Annotated in this window: 16 protein-coding genes; 14 read left to right on the top strand and 2 right to left on the bottom strand. The window is 67.7% G+C overall.

From position 1 onward, the window contains the following. The first annotated feature begins 2 nt into the window (after positions 1-2). From J4H85_RS09220 to J4H85_RS09160, 13 genes are all read left to right on the top strand, one after another. Complete coding sequence (locus tag J4H85_RS09220; RefSeq protein ID WP_208238930.1) at positions 3-770, top strand: 16S rRNA (uracil(1498)-N(3))-methyltransferase; 768 nt, start codon at positions 3-5, stop codon at positions 768-770. Positions 771-800: 30 nt separating this feature from the next. After that, on the top strand, positions 801-1,151 hold the full coding sequence (locus tag J4H85_RS09215) for an HIT domain-containing protein (RefSeq protein WP_208238929.1): 351 nt from the start codon (positions 801-803) through the stop codon (positions 1,149-1,151). After that, positions 1,141-2,133: a PhoH family protein gene (locus tag J4H85_RS09210; RefSeq protein ID WP_208238928.1), complete on the top strand. Its 993-nt coding sequence runs from the start codon at positions 1,141-1,143 to the stop codon at positions 2,131-2,133. The genes J4H85_RS09215 and J4H85_RS09210 overlap by 11 nt, the downstream gene beginning before the upstream one ends. After that, complete coding sequence (gene ybeY / locus J4H85_RS09205; RefSeq protein ID WP_208238925.1) at positions 2,130-2,591, top strand: rRNA maturation RNase YbeY; 462 nt, start codon at positions 2,130-2,132, stop codon at positions 2,589-2,591. Before J4H85_RS09210 ends, ybeY begins: the two co-directional genes overlap by 4 nt. Then, positions 2,588-3,964: a hemolysin family protein gene (locus tag J4H85_RS09200; protein WP_208238923.1), complete on the top strand. Its 1,377-nt coding sequence runs from the start codon at positions 2,588-2,590 to the stop codon at positions 3,962-3,964. Before ybeY ends, J4H85_RS09200 begins: the two co-directional genes overlap by 4 nt. Further along, positions 3,961-4,869: a GTPase Era gene (gene era / locus J4H85_RS09195; protein ID WP_208240507.1), complete on the top strand. Its 909-nt coding sequence runs from the start codon at positions 3,961-3,963 to the stop codon at positions 4,867-4,869. Before J4H85_RS09200 ends, era begins: the two co-directional genes overlap by 4 nt. Positions 4,870-5,011: 142 nt before the next feature. Beyond that, entirely contained in the window at positions 5,012-6,799 is a 1,788-nt protein-coding gene (gene leuA, locus J4H85_RS09190; protein WP_208238921.1) for a 2-isopropylmalate synthase, read from the top strand. Beyond that, the gene (gene ruvA / locus J4H85_RS09185; protein WP_208238920.1) at positions 6,796-7,428 is read left to right on the top strand and encodes a Holliday junction branch migration protein RuvA; all 633 of its coding nucleotides are present in this window, start codon (positions 6,796-6,798) and stop codon (positions 7,426-7,428) included. Before leuA ends, ruvA begins: the two co-directional genes overlap by 4 nt. Next, positions 7,425-8,423 carry a Holliday junction branch migration DNA helicase RuvB gene (gene ruvB, locus J4H85_RS09180; protein WP_208238918.1) on the top strand — a complete coding sequence of 333 codons (999 nt, stop codon included), beginning with the start codon at positions 7,425-7,427 and terminating at the stop codon, positions 8,421-8,423. The genes ruvA and ruvB overlap by 4 nt, the downstream gene beginning before the upstream one ends. Before the next feature lie 58 nt (positions 8,424-8,481). Then, the gene (yajC, locus tag J4H85_RS09175) at positions 8,482-8,925 is read left to right on the top strand and encodes a preprotein translocase subunit YajC (RefSeq protein ID WP_307863573.1); all 444 of its coding nucleotides are present in this window, start codon (positions 8,482-8,484) and stop codon (positions 8,923-8,925) included. 47 nt (positions 8,926-8,972) lie between these two features. Next, complete coding sequence (secD, locus tag J4H85_RS09170) at positions 8,973-10,697, top strand: protein translocase subunit SecD (protein ID WP_208238915.1); 1,725 nt, start codon at positions 8,973-8,975, stop codon at positions 10,695-10,697. Between the two features lies 1 nt (position 10,698). After that, the gene (secF, locus tag J4H85_RS09165) at positions 10,699-11,766 is read left to right on the top strand and encodes a protein translocase subunit SecF (protein ID WP_208238912.1); all 1,068 of its coding nucleotides are present in this window, start codon (positions 10,699-10,701) and stop codon (positions 11,764-11,766) included. 84 nt (positions 11,767-11,850) lie between these two features. Beyond that, positions 11,851-14,127: a RelA/SpoT family protein gene (locus J4H85_RS09160; RefSeq protein WP_208238910.1), complete on the top strand. Its 2,277-nt coding sequence runs from the start codon at positions 11,851-11,853 to the stop codon at positions 14,125-14,127. 33 nt (positions 14,128-14,160) lie between these two features. Here J4H85_RS09160 and J4H85_RS09155 read toward each other — a convergent pair whose 3' ends face one another. Both J4H85_RS09155 and J4H85_RS09150 read right to left on the bottom strand, forming a co-directional pair. Further along, positions 14,161-14,706, bottom strand: coding sequence for a hypothetical protein (locus tag J4H85_RS09155; RefSeq protein WP_208238908.1), 546 nt, complete (start codon positions 14,704-14,706; stop codon positions 14,161-14,163). Between the two features lie 61 nt (positions 14,707-14,767). Continuing rightward, positions 14,768-16,003, bottom strand: a complete 1,236-nt coding sequence (locus J4H85_RS09150) for a DUF349 domain-containing protein (protein WP_307863572.1) — start codon at positions 16,001-16,003, stop codon at positions 14,768-14,770. 166 nt (positions 16,004-16,169) lie between these two features. Here J4H85_RS09150 and J4H85_RS09145 point away from each other — a divergent pair, with 166 nt between their 5' ends. Then, positions 16,170-17,486, top strand: a complete 1,317-nt coding sequence (locus J4H85_RS09145) for a replication-associated recombination protein A (RefSeq protein WP_208240375.1) — start codon at positions 16,170-16,172, stop codon at positions 17,484-17,486. Positions 17,487-17,596: the final 110 nt, after the last annotated feature.

The following is a 17,596-nucleotide window of genomic DNA, read 5'->3' as shown; positions in this document are numbered from 1 at the left end:
CCGTGGCGAACCTCTACCTCGTCCCGACCGGATCGCTCGACGCGCTCGGCGACGGCGACGTGGTGCGCGTCGATGGCGATGAGGGGAGGCACGCGGTCAGGGTGAGCCGACTCCGGCTGGGCGAATCGATCGCGGTGGCAGACGGAGACGGGGTGCGGAGCACGGGGACGGTGGAGCACGTCGGCATTGACGAGTTCTCGGTGAGGATCGGCGCCCCCGAACGCGCCGCCGCGGCCACGCCGACCCTGACGCTCGTGCAGGCGCTCGCGAAGGGCGACCGTGATGAGCGGGCAGTCGAGCAGGCGACCGAATTCGGGGTCGATGCGATCGTCCCATGGCAGGCGGAGCGATCCGTCTCTCGATGGCGCGGCGATGCCGCGAAGGTCGCGAAGGGCGAGGCCAAGTGGCGACGGATCGCTCGCGAGGCGGCGAAGCAGTCGATGCGCTCCCGAGTGCCGTCGGTCGAGCCGCTGGCCACCCTGCCCGACCTGTGCGCGAGCCATGAGCCGGGCGTGCGCGAGACGATCGTGCTCCACCCGCGCGGCTCGGCGCCCGCGACAGCGTGGCGACCCGCCGCCGACACCCGCGCCGCAGACCTTCGAGAGGTCCGCCTCGTCGTCGGCCCGGAGGGCGGTCTGACGGACTCCGAGCTCGCCGCGCTCGCAGATGCCGGGGCGCACGTGATGACGCTGGGGAGTGCCGTGCTGCGCACCTCGAGCGCCGGCCCGGCCGCGCTGGCGGTCCTCAACGTGACCCTCGGTCGTTGGTGACGGTCGTGGCGCGGAAGGTACACTGAAGGCATGGCAGCAGAGACGGTATTCGGCAAGATCGTGGCGGGCGAGATCCCCGTCGAGATCCTCATGGAGACGGAGCGCGTCATCGCGTTCCCCGACCAGTCGCCGCAGGCGCCCGTCCACGTCCTGGTGATCCCGAAGACGACCGAGTACCGCGATGTCGCCGCCCTCGCCGCGGGCGATCCGACGCTGCTCGCGGAGATGGTCGACGTCTCGCAGAGGATCGCCGCCGCCCACGGCGACGGCGACTTCCGCCTGCTCTTCAACAACGGCGCCGGAGCCGGGCAGACGGTGTTCCACGTCCACGCCCACGTGCTCTGCGGCGGCCTCGAGGAGCGCAGCCTCGTTGGATCCTGAGCTGCAGCGGACGATCTCGCTCACCGGCGTCGACCTCGCCGCCTTCCTCGGAGACCGGGAGCAACTGATCGGTCAGCTCGAGACCGAGCATCCGGCCGTGGTCTTCCACGTCCGCGGAGACCTACTCACCGTCCGCGGGCCAGTGGACGCCGTCCGCGACGTCGAGCAGGGTGTGGGCGAGATGCTGGAGCTGGCTCGGCGCAACGGCGCCGTCAGCCGCTCCGATGTGAAGGAGGTGGGCCGGATGGTCCGCGAGGGGAACGGCCCGGGTGCGGCGCAGATGCTCGCCGAACCGATCCTCACGGTCCGCGGTCGTTCGGTGCGACCGCAGACTCAGGGTCAGCGGGAGTACGTGCGCGCCATGGACGACCACACCGTCGTCTTCGGCATCGGCCCGGCCGGCACCGGGAAGACGTATCTCGCGATGGCCAAGGCCGTGCAGTCGCTGCAGCGTCGTGAAGTGTCGAAGATCATCCTGACGCGTCCCGCCGTCGAAGCGGGCGAGCACCTCGGGTACCTGCCTGGCACGCTCGAGGACAAGATCGATCCGTATCTGCGCCCCCTGTTCGATGCGGTCGGCGCCATGATGGAGCCCGACCTGGTGCCCCGACTGATGGCGAGCGGCACCATCGAGGTCGCGCCGCTCGCGTATATGCGCGGACGCACGTTGAACGAGTCGTTCGTCGTTCTGGACGAGGCGCAGAACACGACTCCCGAGCAGATGAAGATGTTCCTCACGCGACTGGGGTACGGTTCGAAGATGGTGGTGACCGGCGACCTCACCCAGGTCGACCTCCCGCACAAATCGAGCGGACTGCGACAGGTCAGCCGGATCTTGCGCGGCGTCGAAGACATCCACTTCTCAGACCTCACGGCGGACGACATCGTCCGCCACAGCCTCGTCGGCCGCATCGTGGATGCGTACGACACCTACGACGCCCGGAGCTCGGGCGGTCACGACCCACGGAGCGCAGACGCATGACCGTCGAGATCAACAACGAGGCCGGCGCCGCGATCGACGACGCGAAGCTGCTGCGGCTCGTCGCGTTCGTGCTGGAGTCCATGCACGTGCACCCGGATACCGAACTCGGTGTCATGCTCGTCGATGAAGCGGCGATGGAGCGTTTGCACCTGCAGTGGATGAACGAGCCGGGCGCAACCGATGTCCTCAGCTTCCCGATGGACGAGCTGCGTCCGGGCCGGCCGGATGCCGTGACGCCGCTCGGCATTCTCGGGGACATCGTGGTGTGCCCGCAGGTCGCCGAACGCCAGGCCGAAGCGGCGGGGCACGACACCGAGCGCGAGATCATGATCCTGGTGACGCACGGCATGCTGCACCTGCTCGGGTTCGATCACGCGGCGCCCGATGAGGAGGCCGAGATGTTCGGTCTGCAGCGCGATCTGATCCTGAGCTTCGCCATGCGCGAGCGTTCGCGATGAGCGGTCTCGTCGTCGCGCTGCTGCTCATCGCGGCGTTCGCGCTCCTGGCGGTGGGTGCGCTCCTCGCTGCCGCCGATGCGGCACTGAGTGCGCGGTCGAAGGCCGAACTGCTCAATCTCGCCGATGACCACCAACGCAGCAGCCGCGCCGTACGCGCCATCGCCGAGGACGAGAGCACGCACCGCAGCGCTCTGAGCTTCGCCCGCGTCTTCGCCGAGACGTTCGCGGCGGTGCTCATCACGCTCGTCGTGGCCTACAGCCTGGCCTACCTCTGGCTCGAGCTCGTCATCGCCACGATCGTGATGACGGGCCTCTCGTTCGTGCTGGTCGGGTCGAGTCCGCGATCCGTCGGCACACTGTATCCCGATCAGGTGATCCGGTTCTGCGCTCCGACCATTCGCGCGATCCGCGTGCTGCTCGGGCCTCTGGCGACGGCACTCATCAGGTTCGGCAACCGCGTGACCCCCGGCGTCGCGGGGAACGCTCCGATCCGCGACGAGCAGCAGCTGCTCTCGATGGTGGATCAGGCCGCCGAGCAGGAGCTGCTCGAGGATGACGACCGCGATTACATCCACTCGATCGTGGAATTCGGCGAGACCCGCGTCAAGGAGATCATGGTGCCGCGGATCGACATGATCACGGTGGATGCCGACGAAACAGTGCGCGAGGCCCTCGAGCAGCTGCTCGCGTCGCGTCACTCGCGGCTGCCGGTGGTGTCGGACGACTCCGACGACGTGATCGGCATCGTCCACCTGCGCGACGCGAGCGGATACGTGCTGCGTCGCCCCGATGAGGCCGAGCAGTCGGCCGTCACCCGGATCATGAAGCCCGCAATGTTCGTCCCCGAGGTGCAGGTCGCCGACGACCTCCTCAAGCAGATGCAGCTCGAGGCGAATCACCTGGCGCTCGTCGTCGACGAGTACGGCGGCATCTCGGGCCTCGCGACGCTCGAGGATCTGATCGAGGAGTTGCTCGGCGACATCACCGATGAGCACGACCGCGAGGTGCCAGAGGCTGTGGAGCAGCCGGACGGATCCCAGCTGGTGAGTGCGCGCATGCCGGTCGATCGGCTGGGAGAACTGTTCGGCATCGAGCTCGACGACGACGACGTCAACACCGTCGGCGGACTCGTCTCGAAGTATCTCGGCCGACTCGCCGAGGTCGGCGACCGGGTCGAGGTGCACGGCATCGCGTTGACCGCCGTCGATACCGAGCGGCGCAGGCAGCGGCTCGTCACCGTGCGCGCCGAATGGGTCGGCGCGCCGTCCACCGGGCCGATCTCCGGACTCATCGATGCCATGGACTCCCGATCCTCCACTCGGGACGACCGCGCGGGATCCCCGAACCCGCACCACCGAGAGGATCGCCCGTGAGCGACACACCGTACCGCGCCGGCTTCGTCACCTTCGTCGGGCGCCCGAACGTCGGCAAGTCGACACTGACGAACGCGCTCGTCGGCGAGAAAGTAGCCATCACGAGCCCGAAGCCGCAGACGACCCGTCGGGCGATCCGGGGCATCATGCATCGACCGGACGGCCAGCTCATCATCGTCGACACCCCTGGGGTGCACCGTCCGCGCACGCTGCTCGGCGAACGGCTGAACGCGCTCGTCGAGTCGATCCTCGGCGACGTCGACGTGATCGGATTCTGCGTGCCGGCCGACGAGAAGCTCGGGCCGGGCGACCGGTTCATCAACGAGCGCCTCGACGACTTCCCGAGAGCGAAGAAGGTCGCCGTGCTCACCAAGACGGACCGTGCGAGTCGCACCGAGATCGTCGATCAGCTCGCGCGGCTCGGAACGCTGAGGGAGTGGGACGCGGTGGTTCCGCTCTCCTCGGTGGCCGAGGAGCAGTTGGACGTGCTCTCCGACGTGCTGCTCGACCTGATGCCGGAGTCGCCCCAGCTCTACGAGGACGCGCAGGTGACGGACGAGAGCGAGGACGACCGCATCGCCGAGCTCATTCGCGAGGCCGCGCTCGACGGTGTGCGCGACGAGCTGCCGCATTCCCTCGCCGTGACCGTCGATGATCGCGTCGAACGCGAACCCGACGGCGACGCGCCCGGACTGCTCGAACTGTACGCGAGCCTCTACGTCGAGCGCGATAGCCAGAAGGGGATCGTGATCGGGAAGGGCGGATCCCGCTTGAAATCGGTGGGCGAGCGCGCGAGACACGAGATCGAGGCGCTGCTGGACCGGCGCGTCTACCTGTCGCTGCGGGTGAAGGTGCTGAAGGAGTGGCAGCGGGATCCGAAGTTCCTCGGCCGTCTCGGGTTCTGAGGTCGGCTGCTATAGTGGCGGCATGCTGTTCGGCTCGCTTCTTCTTAGCCGCCGCGACGAGACCTAGTTCCCAGGCCTCCCTCGTCGCGGCGTTCGTGTTGGCTGAACCACTCCATTCCGAGAAGCGAGAAGAACGAGTCCCATGAAGAACACGCAGAAGCCCTCAGGCATGCCGGTCCACCGGTACCGTCCGTTCCACGAGATCATCGATGTGGAACTGCACGATCGCACGTGGCCCGACCGTCGCATCGAGCGCGCCCCGCGCTGGTGCGCCGTCGACCTCCGCGACGGCAATCAGGCGCTCATCGATCCGATGAGCCCGGAACGCAAGCGGATCATGTTCGATCTGCTCGTGAAGATGGGGTACAAGGAGATCGAGGTCGGATTCCCCTCGGCGAGTCAGACCGACTTCGACTTCGTCCGGCACCTCATCGAGGACGGAGCGATTCCCGACGACGTCACGATCCAGGTGCTGACGCAGGCCCGCGAGCACCTGATCACCCGCACCTACGAATCGCTCGTCGGTGCGAAGCAGGCGATCGTCCACCTCTACAACTCGACGAGCATCCTGCAGCGCGATGTCGTCTTCCGATCGGACCGCGAGGGGATCAAGCGCATCGCGGTCGAGGGCGCGAAGCTGTGCCGGGCGAGCGAATCGATCTGCGCCGACACCGAGGTGTTCTACCAGTACTCGCCCGAGTCGTACACGGGCACCGAGCTGGATTACGTCGTCGAGGTCTGCAACGAGGTGCTCGAGGTCTTCGAGCCGACCGCCGAGCGCAATGTGATCATCAACCTTCCGGCGACGGTCGAGATGTCGACGCCGAACGTGTACGCCGATTCCATCGAGTGGATGAGTCGTCATCTGGCGCACCGCGAGCACGTCATCCTCTCGCTGCACCCGCACAACGACCGCGGGACCGCCGTCGCCGCAGCCGAACTGGGGTACCAGGCTGGAGCGGACCGCATCGAGGGCTGCCTCTTCGGCAACGGTGAGCGCACGGGCAACGTCGACCTCATCGCGCTCGGCATCAACCTGTTCACGCAGGGCATCGACCCCGAGATCGACTTCTCCCGTCTCGACGAGATCCGTCGCACCGCCGAGTACTGCAATCAGTTGCGCGTGCACGAGCGCAGTCCGTGGGCGGGCGACCTGGTCTACACCGCGTTCTCCGGCTCGCACCAGGACGCCATCAAGAAGGGTCTCGAGCGCATGGCCGAGCGGGCCGACGAGTCCGGTCGCGCGATCGAGGACACCGAGTGGGCCGTACCGTACCTGCCCGTCGACCCGAAGGACCTGGGACGGTCCTACGAAGCCGTGATCCGCGTGAATTCGCAGTCGGGCAAGGGCGGTGTCGCCTACCTGCTGAAGACGGACCACCACCTGGATCTGCCGCGGCGTCTGCAGATCGAGTTCAGCTCGGTCGTGCAGGCGCTGACGGACACCGAGGGCGGCGAGGTGTCGAGCGACGAGATCTGGCGGATCTTCCAGGACGAGTACCTGCCGTCCCGGAATGCCGATGCCGAGCGCTGGGGTCGGTACGAGGTGCTGCGAACCGCGACGACGAGTGCCGGTGACGGCGTCACGGAGCTCACCTTCGACTTCCGCGACGGTGACGACGAACGTCAATCGACCGCGCGCGGCAACGGCCCGGTCGACGCGTTCCTGAACGCGCTGAACGGCGCGGGGCACGACGTGACTCTCCTCGACTACGTGGAGCACGCGATGAGTGCGGGCGGCGACGCCGTCGCCGCCGCATACGTCGACCTCGAGGTCGACGGTCACCGGCTCTGGGGCGTCGGCATCGACCCCGACACGAGCCGGGCGACGCTCGAGGCCATCGTCAGCGCCGTGAACCGTGCGATCCGCGGTGGCACAGCCGCGGACATCGCGAACCACTCCGACGACTCGGTGCCGCAGCCCGCATGATCGCTTCGGTGCAGGGTGAGGTGCTCGCGGTCGGTGCGGGATGGGTCGTGGTCGCCGTCGGCGGGATCGGCATGCGCGTCGAGGTGCCCGCCGGCGGGCGGGCACCTCAGGCGCACGTCGGCGACGTCGTCGCGCTACAGACCTCCCTCATCGTTCGCGAGGACTCCCTGACGCTCTTCGGCTTCGCCACGGCGCCGGAGCTGGAGGTGTTCGGTCACCTGATCGCGGTCTCCGGCGTCGGGCCCCGCAGTGCGCTCGGCGTGCTGTCCGCGCTGACGCCCGGCGAGATCGCGCGTGCGGTCGCCGCTGAGGACGAACGGCCGTTCAAGCGTGTCTCGGGCATCGGCCCGAAGACCGCGAAGCTGATCACCGTGTCTCTCGCCGGAAAACTCGCAGCGGTCGAGACGAGCGACGACGCGCCGGCATCGGCGTCCGGTTCCGAGAGCGCCGGCGCGTCCGGAGCCGTGCAACTCGCGCTCTCCGGCCTCGGCTACAGCGATGCGGATGCGGCGCAGGCCGTTCAGGACGCCGCGACCGCCGGAGCACCCGTTGACGAGGCGGGGCTGCTGCGTGCAGCGCTCCGGCTGCTGCAGAGCGACCAGGCTTCGGCTCGCGGGCGGGGACGATGACGGGCGAACTATCGGGTCAGGCGACCACGGGCGAGCTCGGGTACGAGGGCGCGCTCCGCCCGGGCTCACTCGAGGAGTTCGTCGGTCAGTCCCGAGTCCGGCAGCAGCTCCGGCTGCTGCTCGACGCCGCCACCATGCAGCAGCGCACGCCCGACCACATTCTGCTCGCGGGCCCTCCGGGACTCGGCAAGACGACGCTCTCGATGATCGTCGCAGCCGAGCTCGAGAAGCCGCTCCACCAGACATCGGGTCCCGCGATCCAGCACGCCGGTGATCTGGCGGCGGTGCTCTCGGCGCTCACTCCGGGAGAGGTGCTCTTCATCGACGAGATCCATCGCATGGCGCGCAGTGCCGAGGAGATGCTCTACCTCGCGATGGAGGACTTCAAGATCGACATCATGGTCGGCAAGGGCGCGGGCGCGACATCGATTCCGCTCGAGATCGCGCCGTTCACGCTGGTCGGTGCCACGACTCGTGCCGGCCTGCTGCCGAACCCGCTGCGCGATCGCTTCGGGTTCACTGCCCACCTCGAGTTCTACGCCGACGACGAGCTGGAGAGCGTGGTCACCCGCGCGGCGCGACTGCTGGAGTTCGACATCGCTGCCGCGGGCGTGAGTGAGATCGCCCGACGGTCGCGCGGCACACCGCGTATCGCCAACCGCCTGCTGAGGCGTGTGCGCGACTACAGCCTGGTGCACGGCGTCGCCGGGGGAACGGACGCCGTGCAGGCGGCCCTCGCCCTCTACGACGTGGATGCGCAGGGCCTCGATCGGCTCGATCGCGAGGTGCTGCGCGCCGTGGTCGAGCGGTTCGGGGGAGGCCCCGTCGGGCTTTCGACGCTCGCCGTGTCGGTCGGTGAAGAGGCGGAGACGATCGAGTCGGTCGTCGAGCCCTTCCTGGTCCGGGCCGGCCTGCTGTCGCGGACGCCGCGCGGCCGCACCGTCACCCGGATGGGCTGGGAGCACACAGGCATCCCCATGCCTCCCGTCAGCTAGACTGGGGTGGTTTGCGTCCGACGGGCGCTCCCTCAGACCCCCGATCGAAAGGACCACCGTGGATCCGATCTCACTCGTCATGATCGCGCTCATCGGCGTGCTCATCATCTTCATGTTCCGCAATGGCAAGAAGCGTCGTCAGGCGATGGAGCAGCTGCAGAGCGGTCTGCGACCCGGCGCCGGCGTGATGCTGCAGTCCGGCATCTTCGGCATCGTCGAGTCGGTGGACGAGGAGAACAGTCGGGTCACGATCCTGAGCGGCGACAGCACGCTCGTGGTGCACCGCAACGCGATCGGTCAGATCACGGAGCCGGTCGATGCGCCGGTCGTCGAGGAGACCGTTGTCGCGCCCGACGATGACCCCGAGTTCAGCCCGAAGGTGGTCGAGGAGGAGAACGTCGTGATCGACGAGGATCGCCGCGTCGCCGACGCCGACCCCGCTGTCGAGCGTCCGGCCGACGAAGGCGACGACCGCCCGAACGGCGGAGCACCGAAGGCCTAGGCCGGCTCCACTCACTCCTCCTCACTGTTCCCGGAAAGCGGTTCACTTTGGCGTCATCACCTGCCGTGAAGAAAGCGTGGCGTTCGCTCACCCTCCTCCTCGTCCTCATCGTGGGTCTCGTCGGCGTCATCGCGATCGGCGTCGCACGGGGTGAGACCGGGTGGGCGCCGAAGCTCGCCCTCGATCTGCAGGGCGGAACGCAGATTCTGCTCGCCCCGCAGCTGACGGACGGCGGCGGTTCGGTGAGCGGAGAGCAGCTCGACCAGGCCGTCAGCATCATCCGCGATCGTGTCGATGCCTCGGGCGTCTCCGAGGCGGAGGTGACGACTCAGGGAAGCCAGAACATCTCCGTCGCCATTCCGGGCCAGGCCGACGAGGAGACGCTCGCGCGCATCTCGGCCTCGGCGAAGCTCGACTTCCGGCCCGTCCTGGCGATGGACGCGGCCGGTACGCTGACCCCCGAGGGCGAAGAGGACGACGCTGCAGCCGAGAGCGAGCCGGTGCCCGCCGAAGATCGCGATCCCGATCCGCTTCCGGACGGTGCCGGAGATCTGGAGTGGATCACGCCGGCATTGCAGCAGGAGTTCGACGACTTCACGTGCGACTCGGAGGCCGCGCTCAACGCCGGTGAGTCCGCGACCGATCGTCCGCTCGTCACGTGCGACGAGACCAATCAGGTCAAGTACATCCTGGGGCCGGTCGAGCTCGACGGTGACGTCATCACCGATGCGACGGCGCAGGCCGAGACCACTCAGCAGGGTGCGACGACCGGCGGGTGGGCAGTACAGCTGCGCATGACTGATGCCGGCGGCCAGGCCTTCGGCGAGATCAGCTCGCGGATGTTCGGCGCGCAGCCCCCGCTGAATCAATTCGCATTCGTACTCGACGGCCGCGTGGTGTCCGCGCCCACGATGAACGCGCAGATCCTCGACGGTCGCCCGTCGATTTCGGGCAACTTCACGCAGGAGTCCGCCGAAGTGCTGGCCGATCAGCTGAAGTTCGGTGCGCTGCCGATCGGATTCGAGACGCAGAGCCAGGAGGACATCTCGGCGACGCTCGGTTCGAACCAGCTGCAGGCGGGTCTCATCGCCGGCATCATCGGCCTCGCGCTTGTCGTGGTCTACTCGCTCTTCCAGTACCGTGTGCTCGGCACCGTGACGATCATGTCGCTCGGCATCGCCGCGGTGCTCACATACCTGCTGCTGACCTTCTTCTCATGGCGGCAGGGGTATCGATTGAGCCTGGCCGGCGTTGCCGGCATCATCGTGGCGGTCGGGTTCACCGCCGACTCGTTCATCCTGTACTTCGAACGTGTGAGAGACTCGATTCGAGACGGATTCGCGTTGAACTCCGCCGTCGATCACGGCTGGAAGAAAGCGCTGCGCACGATCCTCGCCTCGGATGCGATCAACATCATGGCCGCGGTGATCCTCTTCATCTTCGCCGTCGCGAACGTGCGGGGCTTCGCGTTCACGCTGGGGCTCACCACCCTGATCGACATCATCGTCGTCATGGCGTTCACGCACCCGCTCATGACGCTGCTGGCGCGCACCAAGTTCTACCGCGAGGGGCACCCGGCGTCCGGGTTGGACCCGCGTCGACTCGGCGCGGTGTACCGCGGACGTTTGCAGTTCCGCGCACCGGTGGCGACCGGCGGACGCGGGAAGAGCAAGAAGAACCTGGGCAGCCGCAAGGAAGCCGAGCGCCGGCAGACGATCGCCGAGCGCAAGGCTGCGGACGCGGGCGTCGAACCCGTCGGAAAGGAGAGCTGACATGGCACGCTCATTCTCCGAGTGGGGCAATGCGATCTACACCGGCGAGCAGTCGGTGGAGTTCGTTCGTCGGCGGAAGCTCTGGTACACCATCGCCATCGCGCTCGTCATCGTCTCCATCGTCGGGCCGTTCCTCCGCGGCGGATTCGTCTTCGGGATCGAGTTCACCGGCGGCAGCCAGTTCCAGGTGCATCTCGACACGTCCGTCGAGAACGACCAGCAGATCGCGGAGGAGGCTGTCGCGGAAGTACTCCCGTCGAGCACTCCGCGCGTCAGCCACGTCGGACAGACCGACGTCAGGATCCAGCTGGAGGACCTGAGCGAGACGGAGAACACCGAGGTCTCGGCAGCATTGCAGGAGGCGTTCGACGTCGGTGAGACCGACGTCACGTACTCGTTCGTGGGACCCGCGTGGGGCCAGGACATCACCAAGCAGGCGATGATCGGCGTCGCGGTGTTCCTGGTGTTCGCCGCCCTCGTCATGGCGGTGTACTTCCGCACCTGGAAGATGGCCGCCGCTGCGTTGGTCGCGCTGCTGCACGACCTCATCATCACGGCGGGCATCTACGGGATCACCGGCTTCGAAGTGACGCCGGCGGCACTGATCGGATTCTTGACGATCATGGGCTACTCGCTCTACGACACCGTGGTGGTGTTCGACAAGATTCGCGAGAACACGTCGCCCGGCGCGCTCAACGAGACGCGCACCTTCTCCGAGTCGGTGAACCTCGCGGTCAACCAGACGCTGGTCCGGTCGATCAACACCTCCGTCGTGGGTCTTCTGCCGGTCGGCGGCATTCTCTTCATCGGCGGGTACTGGCTCGGTGCGGCGACGCTGCGCGACATCTCCCTCGCCCTGTTCATCGGCATCCTGGTCGGAGCGTACTCGACGATCTTCGTGGCCGCGCCTGTGTACGCGGACATGCGTTCGCACGAGCCCGCGCTCAAGAAGCGCGACGCGCGAGTGCGTGAGATCCGCGAGCAGCATCTCCGGGAGGGCGACGGTGCCGAGCACCCGAACGACGTGCTCGCGGGTGACGCGGAGAGCGGGCGGAGCACGGGCGTCTGAGCGTCTCCGCCGAGGACGACCCCCGATTCGTGATCGACGCTGACCTGGTGTAACGTTCAATCATTCATTCCAAGGGGGTGGCACATGGCAACGAGTGACGTCACAGGAACCGGGACGTCGTCGCTGCGACGCCTCGTGCCGCGCATCTTCTCGCGCGCGAGTGCCCCTGGGGCGGTGGAAGAGGTGATCCGCACCGTGCGCGCGGCGCACCCGAAAGCGGATCTCTCGGTCATCGATCGCGCGTACGTCGTTGCCGAGCAGGCGCATCGGGGCCAGAAGCGCCGCAGCGGCGAACCCTACATCACCCACCCGATCGCGGTCGCCCAGATCCTCGCCGAGCTCGGCGTCGCACCGGTCGCGGTGGCGGCGGCCCTCTTGCACGACACGGTCGAGGACACCGAGTACTCGTTGACGGAGCTGTCGCACGAGTTCGGTGAAGAGATCGCCATGCTCGTCGATGGCGTGACCAAGCTCGACAAAGTGAAGTACGGGAGTTCCGCGCAGGCGGAGACCGTGCGCAAGATGGTGGTCGCGATGTCGAAGGACATTCGCGTCCTCGTCATCAAGCTTTCCGATCGCCTGCACAATGCGCGCACCTGGGGGTTCGTCTCGTCGGACTCCGCGAAGCGGAAGGCGCAGGAGACGCTCGAGATTTACGCGCCGCTCGCGCACCGCCTCGGGATCCAGTCGATCAAGACCGAGCTCGAAGACCTGTCGTTCGCGGTGCTGAAGCCGAAGCTGTACGCGGAGATCGAGAATCTGGTCGTGCAGCGCAATCCGCAGCGCGACGAACTCGTCGGCGTCGTGATCGGCTCGATCGAGCAGGACCTCCGCGACGCGCGCATCCGCGGAGAAGTGACAGGGCGCCCGAAAGAGTTCTATTCGATCTACCAGAAGATGATCGTCCGGGGTCGCGACTTCGACGACATCTACGACTTGGTCGGCATCCGTGTGCTGGTGAACTCGATCCGCGACTGCTACGCCGTGCTCGGTGCCGTGCATGCGCGGTGGACCCCGATCCCCGGTCGCTTCAAGGACTACATCGCCTCCCCGAAGTTCAACCTCTACCAGTCGCTGCACACCACGGTGATCGGACCGGACGGGCGCGCCGTCGAGATCCAGATCCGCACCTTCGAGATGCACCAGCGCGCCGAGTACGGCGTTGCGGCGCACTGGAAGTACAAGCAGCAGAGCTCACAGAAGCAGTCCGGGTCGCAGGCCGCGACGGCGCCCTCGTCCGACATGGCGTGGCTCGCGCACATCTCCGACTGGCAGGCCGAGACGGAGGACCCTGGCGAGTTCCTGGATGCACTGCGGTTCGAGATCGGTGCGAAGGAGGTCTACGTCTTCACGCCGAAGGGGCGCGTGATCGGGCTCCCGGAGGGCGGTACGACCGTCGACTTCGCCTACGCGGTGCACACCGAGGTCGGGCATCACACGATGGGCGCCCGCGTGAACGGACGACTGGTGCCGCTCGAGACGCCGCTGCAGAACGGCGACGTCGTCGAGGTCTTCACCTCGAAGGATCCGGAGGCGGGTCCGAACCAGGACTGGCTCCGGTTCGTGAAGAGCAAGCGGGCGCAGAACAAGATCCGGCAGTGGTTCACCAAAGAGCGGCGCGATGAGGCGATCGAACGCGGCAAGGACGAGATGACGCGCGCCCTGCGCAAGCAGGGGCTGCCGCTGCGGCAGTCGCTCAACTCGGAGTCGCTGCAGCAGGTCGCACTGCAGCTGCACTACACCGACGTGACAGCGCTCTACGCCGGCATCGGCGAGGGGCATGTCTCCGCGCAGTCCGTGATCGAGAAGGTCGGCGCGCTCGTCGCTGAAGACCAGGCCTCCACCGAGCCCGCGGTGACCGCGCAGCAGCCCGATCGGATCTCGCGCCCCGCCGAGCCGAAGACGGACTCGAACAGCGGTGTCGTCGTCAAGGGCGCCTCCGATGTTCTGGTGAAGCTCGCGAAGTGCTGCACACCGGTACCGGGTGACGAGATCCGCGGCTTCATCACCAAAGGGCAGGGCATCTCGGTGCACCGCACCGACTGCCAGAACTTCCTCGCTCTCGAGTCCCAGCCCGACCGTATCGTCGAGGTGGAGTGGGCGCCGACCGCGAAGAGCGTCTTCCTGGTGCAGATCCAGGTCGAAGCCCTCGACCGGTCCGGGTTGCTGCTCGACGTCACGCGGGTGCTCAGCGAGCATCACGTGAATATTCTGTCCGCATCGGTGCAGACCTCTCGGTCGCGCCTGGCGATCAGCCGCTTCATCTTCGAAATGGCGAACTCGACGCACCTGGACCGGGTGCTCAATGCGGTACGACGCATCGATGGCGTGTACGACGTGTACCGTACGCATACGAACTAGGGCGACACGGCGCAGCGGTCGGGGGTCTGGCGATCACAGTCTCGCCAGACGTGCTTCGATGCGTGCGCGGCTCGACGCACGACCGGCGAGGATCTCCGTCAGGGGAATCGCATCGATGCCCCCGGGAGAGGATCGACTCAGCAGGCGGCAGGCGACGCGTGCCGTATGCGGAAAGCCGTCTTCGGCTCCCGGCTCGTGCAGAAGATCGATGAGGGTGCGCCGTGGAGTCGTGACCGCTGTGGCGCCGAAGCGCACCAGATCGAGCTCGGGGACCGGACGGTGGTGCAGGGCGAGCGCGGCGTCGCGCACCGGATCGCGCCGGCGGCGGTCCGTGACCGTGGCGTGGAGCGGAGCACCGGGGTGACGTGCGGCGCCCCACACCCAGGCGGCGGTGAGGTGCGACGCGACTCGGCCAGGAGCGAGTGTCAGCGCGTGGGCGCGTACGCGGGGCGTGTCCGGCCATCCGATGGGTCGGACACCCGGACCGCACCGTACGATGTCGCCGCGCAGGAGTGCGGCGCGGATCACGGAGCTCGGCAGATGATCGAGGGTCGGCGGGTTCGGGAGTGGCGAGGTCATCCTTCCAGCATGGCGCCCCGCTGCGGGCCCCGCACGCGCTGCGCGGCCCCTGTGGAGAACGTCAGTCGCCGATGGCGGCGAGCCAGCTCTGCTGAGTCTGCAAGGCCCCCTCGGCCTCCTCCAACGCGCGACGGTCGCCGGATGCCCGCGCCGCGTTCACCTGAGCCTCGAGCTCGGCGATCGACGATTCGAGCTGGCCCCGCAGACCCTCGCTCCGCGCCTTGGTCTCCGGATTCGTGCGGCGCCAGTGCTCCTCCTCGAGTCCCTTGACGTGATCCTCGATGCGGCGGAGTCGACCCTCGACCTCGCGGAGCGACTCCCGGGGAACGCGACCGATCTCGTCCCAGCGCCGCTGGACCTCGGCCAGACGCTTCCGAGCCACCGCGTGGTCGGACTCCTGCAGCAGCGGCTGAGCCTCGTCGAGCAGCGCCTGCTTGGCAGCCAGATTGCCGACCTGCTCTTCGTCGGCCTGCGCGTCGATCGACTTCTTCGCATCGAACAGCACATCTCCGGCCGCCTTGAACCGCGCCCAGAGCTGGTCATCGAGCTTCCGACTCGCGCGTCCGGCGGCCTTCCACTCGTCCAGGAGCGTGCGGTACGCGGGAATGCCGTCCGCGCCCTTCGGAGCCAGTGCCTCCGCGGCACCGATGATCCGTTCCTTGCGCTGCTTCACGTCACGGTTGTTCGCGTCCATCTGTGCGAAGTGAGCGCGACGGGCGGAGTCGAACGACTGCCGGGCGGCACGGAAGCGCTTCCAGAGCGCGTCGGCCTGCGACTTCGGAATCTGAGGGCCGCTCTTCTGCGCCCGCTGCCAATCGGTGAACAGCTGCTCGAACGCCTGTCCGGTCTCCTTCCAACGGATCGAGGACTCGGGCTGAGCGGCGAGACGCTCGGCTTCAGTCACGATGGACTCCCGCTGCGCTGCGGCCTCCTGCTTCGCGGCCTCGCGCTCAGCGCGCTGCTTCTCCGTGAGTTCCTCGGCGCGACCCGAGAGCTTCTCGACGCGATCCCGCAGTGAGGCGAGATCGCCCACGGCGGCGGGCTCGACGAGCTGCGCCTGCAGCTTGGCGACGGTGTCGCTCACGTCGGCGGGCGCGGTGCCGCGCCTGATGCGCTGTTCGAGCAGCGTCACCTGACCCTCGAGATCCGCGAACTTGCGCGTGAAGTAGGCGAGCGCTTCCTCACTGGTGCCATCGGGGAACTCGCCCACGGCCCGCTCGGTGTCGCCCTCGCGCACGTACACCGTGCGGTTCTCGTCCACTCGGCCCCAGGGCGTCTCATTCGTCGCTTCGCTCACCGTGCTGCTCACCTGTCGTCTCGGGAGTCGGCGGACGCCGACCGGGCATTGACCCATCCCACTATGCCACACAGGCGCGTTTCTGGCCGGTGTCGGAGGTGGTCGGTAACATGGCGGCGTGACTCCCTCTCGTCCTCTCGTGCACACGGCACCGCTCGCGGTGCGCATGCGCCCACGCGCGCTCGACGAGGTGGTGGGTCAGCAGCATCTGTTGAAGGCGGGATCGCCGCTGCGGACCCTGGCGTCGTCGGAAGGTGGTGGAGGCGGCGCGGTCTCGATTATTCTGTGGGGTCCTCCCGGCACGGGGAAGACGACGCTCGCGCAGGCGATCGCGCACTCGAGCGGGCGCAAGTTCGTCGAGCTCTCCGCCGTCACTGCCGGCATCAAAGACGTCCGCACCGTGATGGAGCGCGCCCTCAACGATCGCGATCTCTTCGACACCTCGACGGTACTCTTCCTCGACGAGATTCACCGGTTCACCAAGGCTCAGCAGGACGCACTGCTGCCCGGTGTCGAGAACGGGTGGGTGACGCTGGTCGCGGCGACGACGGAGAACCCGTCCTTCTCTGTGATCAGCCCACTCCTGTCCCGCTCCCTTTTGCTGACGCTGGAACCGCTCGACGACGACGACCTCCGCGAGCTGGTGGGGCGTGCGGTCGCCGAACCGCGCGGGCTCGACGGGGCGGTCAGTCTCGACGAGGAGGCGATGACCGCGATCGTCCGGCTCGCGTCGGGAGATGCGCGGCGCGCCCTCACGGCGCTCGAGGCGGCGGCCGCATCCGCGCTGGGCGCTGCCGCCGAAGAGGGTGACGCTGGCGACGAGGGAGACCGACGCGACATCGAAGTCCCTGCGGTCGTGACGGCGGAGATCGTCGCCGAGTCGGTCGATCGCGCACTGCTGCGCTACGACCGCAACGGGGACCAGCACTACGACGTGATCAGCGCGTTCATCAAGTCGATGCGCGGGTCCGATCCCGATGCGGCGCTCCACTATCTGGCCCGCATGATCGAGGCGGGTGAGGATCCGCGGTTCATCGGCCGCCGTCTCATCGTGCACGCGGCAGAAGATGTCGGCATGGCGGACCCTCACGCACTGGAGGTCGCCGTCGCCGCAGCGCAGGCCGCGCAGCTCATCGGTCTGCCCGAAGCCCGCATTCCGCTGGCCGAGGCCACGATCTACATCGCCACCGCACCGAAGTCGAACGCGACCATCACCGCGATCGACTCAGCGATCGCCGACGTGAAAGCGGGCAAGTTCGGTCAGGTTCCGAAGCATCTCCGCGACGCGCACTATCCGGGGGCGAAGCGACTCGGTCACGGCAAGGGGTATCGGTACCCCCACAGCGACCCGCGCGGCGTCGTCGGCCAGCAGTACCTCCCCGATGAGCTCGCGGACCGCGTCTATTACCAGCCCGCTGCGCACGGGCACGAGCGCGACCTTGCGGAGCGCCTGGAGAAGATCCGCCGGATCACACGAATCTGATAGACTCTTCGCTGGCCAACATCTCCTCCGCGGCTGGCTGCACGCGGGGGATGGGTGGCAGGGTCCCCGTAGCCGGGTTTCTGCACTGGTCGTTCCCTCACCGAAGACGG

It is taken from the genome of Leucobacter tardus (genome assembly GCF_017583045.1).
Taxonomy (GTDB): Bacteria; Actinomycetota; Actinomycetes; order Actinomycetales; family Microbacteriaceae; genus Leucobacter; species Leucobacter tardus.
The sequence above is the reverse complement of the archived record's forward strand: the minus strand, read 5'-3'. Positions and strand labels throughout refer to the sequence as shown.